Genomic DNA, 14,560 nt, shown 5'->3' on the forward strand with positions numbered 1-14,560 from the left:
AATCTGTGCTACCGACGGCAGTCGACGGCGATTTGAAAACCTTCCCGATACAAATGCTCGACGGTGGAAGCGAAGTGGAATCGTCATTAACCGGTGAACTCCCACCGTGCTTCGCGCGCCTGACGAGATGATTTAAAGGCAGACTCGATGTGCCGGCTACTGTCATAAATCACAGGTTTTAGAACCGCTGGTCGGGGGGCGACATCCCCAAATCACGCGCATTAAAAAGCCCGCCATCCCTTACAAGGGAATGGCGGGCTTCGTTGTTGCAGTTATCAGATCAAACGGTATCAACCTTCAGCGAGTGGTCATTCAACATGCCAGTGATGATCGTCGCGGTGTCATGCCCGCCTGCGACCATCCCACCCGCACCCGGCGTCACGCCGTAATGGCTGGCGAGGTTGACACCGGCCAGATCGATGGTCTGGTTCGGCGCAGCGCCGGCCATGGCGCTGACATCGATACTGGTGATCACTTCGGAGCCGCTGCCGATTACTTTGAAGTGCAGGTAATCGTCCAGCGAGCTGACGGTAGCGTTTTCCCCCTGCAGCAGTTGTGACAGGTCGAGCTTGTCGGTACCCGGGGTGAAATCCGTCACCACGTCATGCCCGCTGTTGCCTTTCAGCCACTGGAAGGTGTCCGCACCAGCACCACCCGTCAGGGTGTTGTTACCGAGGCCGCCGATCAGGAAGTCGTCGCCGTCGCCGCCGTTGAGGATGTCATTGCCCAACCCGCCGGTGATGACGTTGCTACGGCTGTCACCGGTAAGCTGGTCGTTGAAGCTGGAGCCCGTGAGGTTTTCGATCGCGGTCAACGTATCGGTGCCTGCACCGCCGGTGTTCTGCGCATTTGTCAGACCCTGGTCGACTTTGACCCCGGCCGTGGCGTTGGCGTAGTTGGCGGTGTCGACGCCTGTGCCACCGTCGAGCAAATCGTTGCCTGCGCCACTGTAGAGCAAGTCATTGCCGGCGCCACCGTGCAGCTCGTTGTTGCCGGCGCCAGCGCTAAGCACATCGTTGCCGTTGCCGGCATTGAGGATGTTATCGCCGGCGCCCGCCACCAGCACGTCATCGCCTGCAGTACCGGCGATGGTGTGACCAGCCTGATAGCTGATGGACACTGCCGCGCTGTCACTGCCGCCGTGACTGTCGTTGGCCGCGTAGGTGCCATGTGCGTCGGGAGTGACATCCTTGGCGTTGGCGTAATTGACAGTCATGGTCAATTTATACGCTTCGGAATCAGTTCCGCCGTTGCCCGGGGTATCCAGCGTATTGATGACACGGATTTGGTAGGTGCCGTCCGAGTTCGCCGTAAGGGTCTGGCCGTCCGCAAGCGCCATGAACGCGCCACCGTTGACCGAGTACTGCATGCCGATGTTGCCCGCCGCCAGGTTGTGATCCAGGTTGAGGGTTTCACCCTGTTTCAGGTTGACGGTGATGCGGTCCTCGTCATTGGCATTGAGGTTGCTGACCGCGCCCAACGCACCGCCTACTACCAGCACAGCGGTCATCGCCGCCGTGTTGGCAACGAACTGGCTGCGAGCAATCGTCACTGCCTGCTCATTGCTGCCGGTGAAAACGAAATTCGATTTGGTGCCGATAAAGTCTGCGCCTTTCGCGGCCCAGCCGGTCTTGAACGTGGTCGGCGAGGCGGTCATCTGATCGCCATTTGGATCCTTGTCGTTGGCCAGCAACAGCTCACCGGGCACGACGATGTTAGGCGCGAGCACGTTGGTGATGACGTGATCGTCCACTGCCACCGGTGCCCCGTTCGGGATGACCTTGATCACCAGTTTGGCGCTGGAGAGGTCGCCGTCGTTGTCGCTGACGGTGAAACCAACGTTTTCCGTCAACACAACCGTCGTGGTTTTCTGCGAGGTGTAGGTGTATTCGCCGGTATCGAGGTTGACCACCAGCGTGCCTTTGTTGTCGGTGGCGATGCTCAGGGTGTTGTTGACCGTGTTAAAGGTGCCATGGTTGGCCGCCCCGCTGACCGTCAGCGAACCCTGGTTGCTGTTGCCTTTCGGATCGAAGCTGTAAGTGGTGCCATCGACCGTGATGGCTTTAATGAAACCGCCATCGGCGCCAAAGGTACCGCCCTCGCCCAACAACGTACCGGTGACCGGCGCGCCGACCACGGTACCGGAAAGCACCGAGTTGAGTTGGTTGAGATCCGTCACCACCACGGAGTTGGTGTCGGTGCCTTGGCCCGTACCGGCGGTACCGTCAAACGCCAGCGGATCAAGGTTGAGATTGCGAGCGCCATTGCCCAGGCCGATCGCATAGTTGTTGATGTTGTTTGCTTCGAGGAAGTTTTTCCAGCCAGCTTCTTCCGTTTTATCGAGGTTGCCCACAGTGGGTTTACCGTCGGAGAAGAAGTAGCCAACGTTCTGCGCGCCGGCCAGTTTGCCGTCGTTGCTGAACGCAGTTTGCGCCACTTTGATGGCTGCGTCGTAGTTGGTGTCCCCGTGCGCCACCAGGCCGGAGATGATCGACTTGGCGGTGGCCACATCAACCCAGATCGAGGTCTTGTCGGCGGCATCGCTGCTGAACGTGACGATCTGCACTTTAACGTCGCCGAGGTCATCGTACTTGTCGAGCAAGGCGCTGATTGCCTGTTTGGCCAGCGCCATGCGCGACAGACCGGCGACACCGGATGCGTCCTTCATACTGCCGGAGACGTCGATCACCAGCAGCAGGTTGGAATCGATCTCCACCGCAGCCACCGAACGATCAGACGCGACGGCTTTTGGCACGTCATCGACAATGTTGATCTGGATGGTGCTGGTGGTGCTGTTGCCCAGCGCATCAGTGGCCTTGTAGGTGAAACTCTCGCTGACGCTGTTCGCGCCATCGTTGGCGCCCGGCGAGGTTTTCGGGGCCGAGGTCAGGGTGTAGGTGTAGGTGCCGTTGGGGTTCAGCAACAGTTGCCCGAACGCACCGGTGGCGTTGCCAACCAGGGTGTAAGTGACCGCACCGCTGGCGCCGCTGACCGAACCGACCAAAGTGCCGCTGGCGGTTTCGCCGGCGTTGCCGGGTTCGCTGCCAGTGACCGTGCCAGGCGCCAGATCCAGACCGCCCTTGTTCAGGTCCAGCGCTTTTTCGTAGACGGTAACGTCGGTGTCTTTGGCGGCTACGATACCGCTGTTGTTGACATCAATGGTGATGGTCGTGGTGGCTTCATCGCCGTCACCATCGCGCACGGTGTAAGAGAACACATCAGTGGCGCCAGCAGGGTTAACGCTGTTCGGATTGCTGTGGTAAACCGCATTGCCCTGGGCATCCAGCGTCAGGTAACCGTAGTTGCCCTGAATCTTGGTATTCAGCCCGCCAATGGCCGAGCTCGAATTGTCGTCGCCAGCACGCACGCCGATGACCGCGCCACCCGCTGCAGCGCCGTCAGCCCCGAGTTTGTCGTTGCCGAGCACGTTGCCGGTGACGGTGCCGCCTTCAACGACCGAGACAAAATCGCAGTGGGCGATCGGCACGTCATCAACAATGTTAACCACGATCTGGCTGGTGACCGTGTTGCCGAGCGAGTCGGTGGCCTGATAGGTGAAGCTTTCGGTCAGCCGATTCGGGCCATCATCCACGCCCGGCGTGGTCGTGGCTGGCGACGTGAGGGTGTAGGTGTAGCTGCCATCGGCGTTGAGCAAAATCTGCCCGTAAGTCCCGGTGGGGTTGCCAACCAGCGAATAAGTGATCGCGCCCACTGCGCCGGTGACGGAGCCGACCAGCGTGCCGCTCGCTGTCTCGGCAGTGCTACCCGGCTGGCTGCCAATGACTGTGCCCGGGGCCAGGTCCTGGCCGTCGCGGGTCAGGTCGAGGGCTTTTTCCGAGACCTTCACATCTTTGTCTGTCGCGGCCACGAGGGCGCTATTGGATACGTCGACGGTGATGGTCGTGGTGGCTTCATCGCCGTCGCCATCGCGAACGGTGTAAGAAAACACATCGGTCGCGCCAGCGGGTTTCACGCTGTTCGGATTGCTGTGATAAACCGCATTGCCCTGGGCATCCAGCGTCAGGTAACCGTAGGTGCCCTGAATCTGAGTGTTCAAACCGCCAATGGCCGAGCTCGAATTGTCGTCGCCTGCGCGCACGCCGATCACTGCGCCGCCTGCTGCAGCGCCGTCGGCACCGAGAATATCGTTGCCCAGCACGTTGCCGGTGACGGTGCCGCCTTCCACGACCGAGACAAAATCGCAGTGGGCGATCGGCACGTCATCAACAATGTTAACCACGATCTGGCTGGTGACCGTGTTGCCGAGCGAGTCGGTGGCCTGATAGGTGAAGCTTTCGGTCAGCCGATTCGGGCCATCATCCACGCCCGGCGTGGTCGTGGCGGGCGACGTGAGGGTGTAGGTGTAGCTGCCATCGGCATTGAGCAAAATCTGCCCGTAGTTACCGGTGGCATTGCTGACCAGCGAATAGGTAATCGCGCCAACCGCACCGGTGACTGAACCGACCAGCGTCCCAGTCGCTGTTTCAGCGGTGCTGTTTGGACGGCTGCCTTCGACGACGCCCGGCGCCAGGTCCTGGCCGTCGCGAGTCAGGTCGAGGGCTTTTTCGTAGACTTTCACGTCGCTGTCTGTCGCCGCCAAGAGGCGACTGTTAGAGACGTCGATGGTGATGGTCGTGGTGCTTTCGTCGCCATCGGCATCGCGGATGGTGTACGTGAATACATCAGTCGCACCCGGAGCGCCAACTGTGTTCGGGTTGCTGTGGTAAACGGCGTTGCCGTTGGCATCCAGAGTCAGGTAGCCGTAAGTGCCGTTGATCTGCGAATTCAGACCGCCAATGGCCGAACTCGAGGTGTCGCTGCCGCCGCGCACGCCAACCACTGCGCCGCCTGCGGCCGGGCCATCAGCGCCGAATACGTCATTGACCAGCACATTACCGCTGACAGTCCCGCCTTCCGCCACCGAGGTGAGGTCGACAAAGGCGGTAGGCACGTCATCGACGATGTTGATCACAATCGTACTGGTAACGCTGTTGCCCAGCGGATCGGTGGCCTGATAGGTGAAGCTTTCGCTCAGGGTGTTCGGCCCGTCGTTGGCATTCGGCGTGGTAGTCGGTGGTGAAGTCAGGGTGTAGGTGTAAGTACCATCCGGGTTGATCTGAATCTGGCCATACGTCCCGGTGGCGTTGCCGACCAGGGTGTACGTCAGCGCACCGGTCGTGCCGGTGACCGAACCGACCAGGGTGCCGGACGCAGTTTCGCCAGTGTTGCCAGACTGGCTGCCAGTGACGGTGCCAGGCGCGAGGTCCTGGCCATCCTTGGTCAGATCCAGCGCATTTTCTTTGACTGTGACATCAGTATCGACGGCCGCAACCAAAGTGCAGTCCGCCACGTTGATGGTGATGGTCGTGGTGCTTTCATCACCGTCCGCATCGCGCACGGTGTAGGTGAACACGTCAGTCGCACCCGGTGCGCTGACTGCGTTCGGATTACTGTGGTAAACCGCGTTGCCACTGGCGTCGAGCGTCAGGTAACCGTAGGTGCCGTTGATCTGCGAGTTCAGCCCGCCGATGGCCGAGCTTGCGGTGTCGCTACCCGCGCGCACGCCCACCACGGCACCGCTGAGCGCCGGACCATCGGCACCGCCGATGTCGTTGTTAAGCACGTTGCCGCTGACCGTGCCGCCTTCCTGCACAGTGTCGGCATCCGGGTTGGCGGTCGGCAGGTCATCGACGATGTTGACGTTAATCTGGCCCGACGCGGTGCTGCCGTCAGTGTCGGTCGCGACCACGTCGAAGCTCTCGCTGATGCTGTTGGCACCGTCGGCATTCGGGTGGGTTTCATTGTCGACCAGCGTGTAGGTGTAGCTGACCACGCCGGTGATCGGGTTGTACCCGTTGATAGTCAGCGTGCTGCCCAGCGGCGTCACGGTCGACTGCGGGAAACCTGCGGCGACGCCACCGGTGACCAGGGCGATGCCGCCAACGGTCAGGGTTTGCAGGCCGTCCAGCGCGGTGACGGTGAAGGTGCCGCTTTGGGTCAGCGCCGGGGTGTTAGGGCTGGTGCCGTCGCTGAGATTCTGTTCGGAAACGGTCAGCTCGCCACCGTTGACGTCGAGGCCGTTAAGGATCACGTCATCGTTGTTGTTGTTGATGTTCAGCACCAGCGTTGCGGTGCTGGTGTCGCCGTCCGCGTCGGTGAGCGTGTAGACGAAGCTTTCCGTGCCGTTGCCGCCGCCATTCAAGGCTTTGAAATCGGCGTCGCTGACGTCGAGGGTGTAGGTGTACGTGCCGTTGGCGTTGAGCACCAACGTACCGTAGGTGCCGGTGAACGTACCGGCAGTGATCGGCCCGGTCGCGACACGGTCGGCGCCTTGCACGTCATTGGTCAGGACATTGCCTTCGAGCGCCGGCAGGGCTTCGGACCCGGTGCCGGTGTTGCTGTCGTTGATCGCTTGCGGCACGTCGTCGACGATGTTGACGTCGAGGCTGCCATTGGCGGTGGTGCCGTTGTCATCCACCACGGTCACAGCGAATTGTTCGGCGATGCTGTTGCTGCCATTGGCACTTGGATGAGCTTCGTTGTCGGCCAGGGTGTAGCTGTAGCTGACGACGCCGGTAACGCTGTCGAAACCGGTGATGGTCAGCGTGCTGCCGAGCGGTGTGACGACCGATTGCGGGAAGCCTGCTGCCACGCCCGCGGTGACCACGGCGATACCACCGACGGTGAGGGTTTGCACGCCGTCCTGAGCGGTGATGGTGGACGTGCCGCTCTGGGTCAGTGCCGCCGCGTCCGGGCTGGTGCCGTCGCCGAGGTTCTGTTCACGGACCGTCAACTCGCCGCCCGCAAGTGTCAGCCCATCGATAACCACCGGGTCATCGTTGTTATTGATTTCCAGGACCAGGTTGGCGGTGCTGGTGTCGCCGTCGGCATCGGTGAGGGTGTAGGTGAACGTCTCAGTGCCATTGCCGCCACCGGTCAACGCTTTGAAATCCGCATCGCTGGTATTGAGGGTGTAGGTGTACGTGCCGTTGGGGTTGAGCACCAGCGTGCCGTAGGTACCGGTGAACGTGCCGCCGATGATAGGGCCGCTGTCGGGGCCAACCGGAATCCGGTCGGCGCCCTGCGCGTCATTCGGCAGGACACTGCCGGTCAGCGTGACGAGGTTTTCCGAAGCCGTGCTGTCGTTGCTGTCATCGACTGCCTGCGGCACGTCATCGCTGATGTTGACGTCCAGCGTACCGGTAGCGGTATCGCCGTTGTTGTCGCCGGCAACGACGGTGAACTGTTCGCTGAGGTTGTTGATGCCGTCACCGGGCGAATGGGTTTCGTTGCCGGTGAGGGTGTAGCTGTAGCTCACCACGCCAGTGGCCGGGTTGTAGCCGGTCACTGTCAGGGTATTGCCCAACTGGGTAGTGATCGATTGCGGGAAACCGGCAGCCACGCCACCGCTGATCACGTTGATCCCGCCGATGCTCAGGCTGGTCAGACCATCCGGTGCGGAAATGCTGAAGGTGCTGTTCTGGGTCAACGCGCCAGCGTCGCGTGCGGAACCGTCAGCGAGGTTGGCTTCGTTGACCGTCAGTTCGCCACCGGCCACCGAGAGGCCCGTCAGGGTGACAGGGTTGTTTGGCGTGTTGGGAACCTGCGGGTCACCGGGGACCACTGGATCAACCGGGTCAACCGGGTCCACTGGATCAATCGGATTAACCGGGAGGTCGCCAGGATCGCCCAGGCCATCATCCCCGTTATCCGGGTCACCGGCCAGACGCCCCAGCGGGAACTCGGGAATGCCGTTGAAGCCTTCGGTCGGGAAGCCGACGGTAGGATCGACGCGCCCTGCCACTTCTTCCAGCAATACGAAACTGTGGCCGCCACCCAGCGGACCACCTGGTGCCCCCGGATTGCCCGGGCCGGCCGCCGTGGCTTCGCCGGTTTGAGTCGGGTCAGCGCCCGCAGCGATGGCCTTCTGCAGCTGTTCGACATCGGTCAGTTGCGCCTGGGTCGGCGTGGTCGCGTCAGCGGTATCCACGTGCGGCGCCTGATTGGCAAGCAGCTGCGCATTCATCTGAAGGCTGCTGCCACGCCCTAACGTCAGCTCCTGGCCGTTTTGCAAGCGCACCGCTACCGCTCCGTCGGCTCCGGTCATCAACTGATCGCCAGCGTACAGCTTGTCGCCCTCGGTCAAGACCCGACGCGCGCCATCGCCCGCAACCGCGAACACCTGGCCAATGATTTGAGTGACGGTACCGATGAGCGTAGCCATTAACATTTCCTCCGCTGCCAACCGCTGTCGGCACCTGTTGTCAGCGAAGAAGGTGCACTGGCTCGAGCAGGTGGCTGGTAGCTGAAGACTGCGGGCACGATAAAACAAGCCGCAAGTCAGTCCTCAATTACGTCCAGCGCTTCGTTTTCAGTTAAGCCCGCAACAGTGAAAATCTTCGCCATCTGTGGCATCCAACTCACCGTGCAATGCAGCCCTGTCAACGATCTGTAACGGTCGAACCACACAGAGTGACAAAAAAATGTCGCTCAAACCGTTACACTTTTCCTCCTCTCCAGCACTTCTTCGCTCTATGTCGATAAGTGGATGGAACTTTTTGTACGTTCCCTTGATCGCGCTACAAGTCTCTTGCTTCAAGGGTTTTACGAGTGAACAATGTCGTGGAATCAGCATAGCGCATAAGTTTTTTTTAGAATAAGGTTTATGAGAAATTCTTCTTAACTTTTTGCTGGAATGTTCTTAGCTCTGTTGTTACAAGCATGAAACGGTTTTACCTATAAATGTCGTCAAATATTTGGCGACTGATAAAGCACCATCAGAATCCAGGGAGATGCATCCATGCGCCTTTTAACACCCCTCTGCAGCGCGATATTACTGGCCATGGCCTGCACAACTCAGGCTCAGGCCATGTCGTTGACAGAGGCCATCCAAAGTACCCTCGCCACACACCCGGAACTGGCTTCGCGCGTAGACAGCCGTTTGTCCGCTGACGAAGATGTAAAAGTTGCCAAAGGCGGGTTTTATCCGTCGGTGGATCTGAATGCCGCGTACGGGCGCGGGTACAGCGATAACACCAACACCCGGGCGTTCGGCAACCACAACACCAAAATCCTCACCTACACCCAATCGGAACTGCGTCTGCGGCAGATGCTCTTCGATGGTTTCAACACTGCCAACGAAGTCGAGCGCACCAAAGGCGTGGTCAATTCCCGGGCCTATTACGCTCAGGGCACCGCCCAGGATCTGGCCCTGCGCACCATCGAGGTCTACCTTGAAGTGCTCAAGCGTCGCGAGCTGGTGACACTGGCCACCAACAATCTGCAGGCGCACCTGCGGGTCAACGACCAGATCGGCCTGCGCACGCAGCGCGGCATCGGCAGCAATGCTGACGCCGATCAATCCACTGCCCGTCGCGCGCTGGCTGAGAACAACCTCGACACCGCGCAAGTCGATCTGGCCGATGCCGAGTCGAACTTCTTCGCCGTCACCGGACGTATGCCAGACGAACTGGAAACCCTGCCGTCGATCCGCGGTGAAATGCCCGCCAATCTGCAAGACGCGCAGACCAGCATGGTCGACAACAACCCGTACCTGAAATCCGCCCAGGCTGATGTGCAGTCGGCCGAGAGCCAGTACGAAGTTGCCAAGTCGCCGTTCTACCCACGCTTCGACGCTGAAGCTGCAGTGGGCGCGAACAACAACGTGCAAGGCGAGGAAGGTCACGACAACGAGTGGCGCGTCGGTGTGGTGATGAACTACAACCTGTTCCGCGGCGGCAGCGACAAGGCTCGTCTGGCTTCCAACGCACACCTGATCAACCAGGCGATGGACATTCGCAACAACGCCCTGCGTCAGCTCAACGAAAACATTCACCTGGCCTGGAACGCCATGGTCAACGCGCGCAAGCAAACCCCGACCGCTCGCGAATACGCCGAGACGACCACTCGCGTGCGCGCCGCTTATCAGGATCAGTTTGGTCTCGGCCAACGGACCCTGCTCGACGTGCTGGACAGCGAAAACGAACTTTACAACGCCAACCGTCGCTACACAGAAGTTCGCTACACCGAGGAATATTCCATGTACCGTGTGCTGGCGAACATGGGCCAGCTGTTGAGCAAGCAACGAGTGGTGCTGCCGGCCGATGCAGTCGCTCAGACTGAAGTGAAAAGCGAAGCCCGTTTGCCTGAACTCAGATAAGCCGTGGGAGCTACCGGAGGCTGCGATCCTTTGATCTTGCTGTCCTTAAGATCAAAATATTCAAGCCTTCGGTGACGCCTGCGCTCAGCTGCATTACTACAGATCTACAGGAACAATCAGTGTGACCAGCATGGAAACCGGCAATACCGGCGTCGATCCGCGGCTGAGCTTCGACGACCCGCTTCTGGATGGTCTGTTGATTCTCTGCAAACTTCATGGCGCGACTGTCAGTCGCGCCAGCCTCAGTGCCGGGCTGCCTATGGCACACCAACGCTTGAGCCTGGACCTGCTGCCTCGTGCAGCGGCCCGGGCCGGTTTGCAGGCGCGCCTGTTGCGGCGCGAGCTGGCGGACATCTCGCCGCTCAATCTGCCGGTCATGCTGATGCTCACCAACGGACGCACCGCCGTGCTGCGACGCGTCGGCGATGACGGGCGCCTGTTGATTCTGCCCAGCGAAGCCGACGGCGGCGAGCAATGGGTCAGCCGTGAAGAACTGACGGCCGACTACACGGGGCAAGCCTTGTTCGCGCGCCCGCGCCACGAGCTCGAAGACCTGCGCGCGCCGCTGGTACCGAGGGTGGATGCGTGGTTTCGCGACACCCTGAAATTATCGAAATGGCTGTACAGCGATGCGATTCTTGCCAGCTTCCTGATTAACCTGCTGGGTTTGATGGTGCCGCTGTTCGTCATGCAGACCTACGACCGCGTGGTGCCGAACCAGGCCACGTCGACCTTGTGGGTATTGTCGATCGGGCTGTTGATCGGCACCGGTTTTGAACTGGTGCTGCGCCTGGTGCGTGCGCACTTGCTCGACACCGCCGGGAAGAAAACCGATGTGATCCTCTCCGCGACGTTGTTCGAGCGTATCACCGGCATGTCGATGAAAGCGCGACCGGCCACCATCGGAGGTTTCGCCCAGAGCATCCACGACTTCCAGGGGCTGCGCGAATTCCTCACCGCCGTGACCCTGACCAGTTTGATCGACCTGCCGTTCGCCGTGCTGATGCTGGTGGTGATCGGCTTGCTCGGCGGCTGGCTGGTAGTGATTCCGCTGCTGGCGTTCCCGATCACGATCATCTTTGCCATGGTGATTCAGTCGCGCCTGCGCGACACCGTGCAGAAAAGCCTGACCCTCGGCGCAGAACGCCAGGCCTTGCTGATCGAAACCCTCGGCGGTCTGGAGACCCTCAAGGCCTGCAGCGCCGAAAGTGAACGCCAGCACAAATGGGAGAGCACCCACGGCGCCCTCACCCGCCTCGACAGCCACGCGCGCAACCTCTCGGCAATGGCCACCAACGGCACGCTGTTCATTCAGCAATTCGCCGGCATGGCGACCATTGTCGCCGGGGTGTACAGCATCATCGCCGGCAACCTCAGCGTCGGCGCACTGGTGGCGACTTACATGCTCGGCAGTCGCGTTCTGGCGCCGCTCGGGCAAATCGCCGGTCTGATCACGCGCTATCAACAGGCGCAACTGACCATGAAAAGCACCGACGCGCTGATGACCCTGCCGCAGGAGCGCGATGCCAAGCAACGTCCGCTGGAGCGCACCCAGTTGCAAGGTGCACTCGACGTGATCGGCGTGACCTTTCACTACAATGGCCAGAGCACGCCGGCGCTGGGTAACGTCAGCTTCAGCATGAAACCTGGCGAGCGCATCGGCATCATCGGTCGCAGCGGCTCCGGCAAAAGTACCCTGGCCCGGCTGGTGATGGGTTTTTATGCGCCGGAAGAAGGCCAGTTGCTGCTCGATGGCCTGGACCTGCGGCAACTGGACGTCGCCGACCTGCGCCAGCAAATCGGTTACGTCGCCCACGACTTGCCATTGCTGGCCGGTAGTCTGCGCGACAACCTCACCTTGGGCGCGCGCTACATCAGCGATGCGCGCATGCTCGAAGTGGCCGAATTGACCGGCGTTACCGAACTGGCGCGTCAGCACCCGCAAGGGTTTGACCGGCCGGTGGGGGAACGCGGTCAGCTGTTATCCGGCGGTCAGCGTCAGGCCGTGTTGCTGGCGCGGGCTCTGCTGCTCGATCCGCCGATCATGCTGCTCGACGAACCCACCAGCGCCATGGACAACAGCAGCGAAGATGTTCTGCGGCAGAAACTCCACGGCTGGATGCAAGGCAAGACCTTGTTGCTGGTCACCCACCGCACTTCGATGCTCAGCCTGGTGGACCGGCTGGTGGTGCTGGACAATGGGCGGATCGTCGCCGACGGTCCGAAAGAAGCGGTCATCGATGCACTACGCAAGGGCCGCGTCGGCTCTGCGGCGGTTTAGGAGTTGTCCATGTCTGATTCACCCGCAGCGTCATCGAAAGACAGGGGCTACTTCGGCAGTTTCGGCAAAACCGCCGAAAGCGAATTCATGCCGGAAACGGCCGGCGCCGCCTTGCAGGATTCCCCTCGCTGGTCGCGGATTACCGTGTGGCTGGCCGCCGGGCTGATCATCACCGCCGTGGTCTGGGCCAAATTCGCCGTGCTTGAAGAAGTCACCATGGGCGAAGGCAAGGCGATTCCGTCGAGCAAGGTTCAGGTGATCCAGAACCTTGAGGGCGGCATCGTCACCGAGATTTTCGTCCGTGAAGGGCAGATGGTAAACAAGGGCGACACGTTGCTGCGGCTGGATGACACGCGGTTTTTGTCGAACAAGGGCGAAAGTGAAGCGGATCGCTACGCGCTGACGGCGCAAGTCGAACGCCTCTCCGCCGAGGCCGAAGGCAGACCGTTCAAGCTGTCGCCGGAAGTGATCGCCAAGGCGCCGCAAGTGGCCGCTGACGAACGCTCGCTGTTCGATCAACGGCAGCGTCAACTGGCCAGTGAACAACGCACGCTTAGCGAGCAACTGCGGCAAAAAACCCAGGAGCTGGCAGAGTTTCGCTCCAAACAGGGTCAGTTCAGCTCCAGCCTGGCATTGTTGCAACAGGAAATGAACATGTCGGCGCCGCTGGTCGGCACGGGCGCGGTATCGCCGGTGGAGATTCTGCGACTCAAGCGCAGTGCGGTGGAAATCCGTGGCTCGCTGAATGCCACGACGCTGGCGATACCGCGTGCGGAATCGGCGATCAACGAGATCAAAAGCAAGATGGACGAATCCGAGCAAGCGTTTCGCTCGGAAGCCGCCAAAGAGCTCAATGAGAAACGCACGGACCTGTCGAAGATCACTGCGTCGAGCATTGCCATCGACGACCGTGTATCCCGCACCACCGTGGTATCGCCGGTGCACGGAATTATCAAGATGTTGAAGGTCAATACCATCGGCGGCGTGGTTCAGCCAGGCAACGATATGGTGGAGATTGTGCCGATCGAAGAGAATCTGCTGATCGAAGCCAAGGTGCGACCGCAGGATGTTGCCTTCCTGCACCCGGGCCAGAAAGCGATGGTCAAGTTCAGCGCTTACGACTACACGATCTATGGCGGACTGAGCGCCAAGCTTGAGCTGATTGGTGCGGACACGATCACGGATGACAAGGGCAACAGCTTTTATCTGATTCAGGTGCGCACCGATAAAAATCACTTGGGCGGTGATGCGAAGCCGCTGCTGATCATCCCGGGGATGGTAGCGACCGTCGATATCATTACTGGCGAGAAAAGTGTGCTGGATTACTTGTTGAAACCGGTGTTGAAAGCGCGGACTGAGGCGATGCGGGAAAGATAATCTCTGGCTCGGGTTGCGGTGATTGTTCTCCCGCCATCGCGAGCAGGCTCGCTCCTACAGTGGATCGCAGTTTTTCTGGGGGAACTCAATCCCTGTGGGAGCGAGCCTGCTCGCGATGAGGCCCTTATGAACCATGGCTATTGCGGCACGTGATTACGCTGGTAAGTCTCCTGCCCCATCGCCGCAATCTGCCCTTCGATCAACGCATCGAAAGGCTTCAATAACGCGTCAAATTCCGCTGGCGCTTCGAGTGTCTGCAACGCCTGCACAATCGCTTCGATCGTCGACAACGCGCCCGGCCCCGGGGCCTTGCGCAAGCGATAACGCGACACCGCGCCCGCCGCCAGCGTCACTCTCGGCAATGCTGCCAGCAGCGGATTGAGGTGCAACATTTTACTCACCTTTCGCCAGGTCCCGTCCGGCACCACCAGCAGCATCGGCTCATCGTTCACGGCGTAAGTCTGCAACGTCTGCGCATCATCCGCCGGAAACAGCAGCCGTGCGCGATAACCGGGCTGATTCAGCAGCGCTGGCAAATTCCCGAATACCTCCCCGACGATCAGCTCGGCATTGCTCAGGCCCAACGCCGCCAAACGCGCCGTGTTCAGCGCATGATTCACTTCACTCGGATGCTGCAACAGCAGCACGCGGGTGCGACTGTCGAGGTGGGGGATCAGCGCACACAGGCAATGGCTGTCGGGGCGCAGGCAGCGCGGGCAGTGGATTCTGGGCATGGCTTGGCT

General features: G+C 60.6%; 5 protein-coding genes. 3 read left to right on the top strand and 2 right to left on the bottom strand.

Features of this window, described 5'->3' with window-relative positions; all coding sequences use genetic code 11:
• Positions 1-280: 280 nt before the first annotated feature.
• A complete protein-coding gene (locus ACYZTS_RS25685) occupies positions 281-8,224 on the bottom strand; it encodes a retention module-containing protein (protein ID WP_461992997.1) in 7,944 nt (2,647 codons plus the stop codon).
• A 576-nt stretch (positions 8,225-8,800) separates the two neighbouring features.
• Between ACYZTS_RS25685 and ACYZTS_RS25690 the strand changes: the two genes are divergently transcribed.
• The 3 genes from ACYZTS_RS25690 to ACYZTS_RS25700 all read left to right on the top strand — a co-directional run bounded on the left by ACYZTS_RS25690 (position 8,801) and on the right by ACYZTS_RS25700 (position 13,817).
• Positions 8,801-10,159 (top strand): TolC family outer membrane protein, encoded by a 1,359-nt coding sequence (locus tag ACYZTS_RS25690; protein WP_028621784.1) that lies wholly within the window; start codon positions 8,801-8,803, stop codon positions 10,157-10,159.
• A 121-nt stretch (positions 10,160-10,280) separates the two neighbouring features.
• A complete protein-coding gene (locus ACYZTS_RS25695) occupies positions 10,281-12,440 on the top strand; it encodes a type I secretion system permease/ATPase (RefSeq protein WP_461992999.1) in 2,160 nt (719 codons plus the stop codon).
• Between the two features lie 9 nt (positions 12,441-12,449).
• Positions 12,450-13,817, top strand: coding sequence for an HlyD family type I secretion periplasmic adaptor subunit (locus ACYZTS_RS25700; RefSeq protein WP_028624258.1), 1,368 nt, complete (start codon positions 12,450-12,452; stop codon positions 13,815-13,817).
• Between the two features lie 137 nt (positions 13,818-13,954).
• Here the strand turns inward: ACYZTS_RS25700 and ACYZTS_RS25705 are convergent, their stop codons facing one another.
• Positions 13,955-14,551 carry a tRNA-uridine aminocarboxypropyltransferase gene (locus ACYZTS_RS25705; protein ID WP_461993001.1) on the bottom strand — a complete coding sequence of 199 codons (597 nt, stop codon included), beginning with the start codon at positions 14,549-14,551 and terminating at the stop codon, positions 13,955-13,957.
• Between the last annotated feature and the right edge of the window lie 9 nt (positions 14,552-14,560).

This window comes from Pseudomonas sp. TMB3-21 (assembly GCF_054898145.1).

Bases quoted from the DNA above. Each gene is read 5' to 3' on its own strand.
- ACYZTS_RS25700 (WP_028624258.1), top strand. From the start codon at position 12,450: ATGTCTGATTCACCCGCAGCGTCATCGAAAGACAGGGGCTACTTCGGC.
- ACYZTS_RS25705 (WP_461993001.1), bottom strand. From the start codon at position 14,551: ATGCCCAGAATCCACTGCCCGCGCTGCCTGCGCCCCGACAGCCATTGC.
- ACYZTS_RS25690 (WP_028621784.1), top strand. From the start codon at position 8,801: ATGCGCCTTTTAACACCCCTCTGCAGCGCGATATTACTGGCCATGGCC.
- ACYZTS_RS25685 (WP_461992997.1), bottom strand. From the start codon at position 8,224: ATGGCTACGCTCATCGGTACCGTCACTCAAATCATTGGCCAGGTGTTC.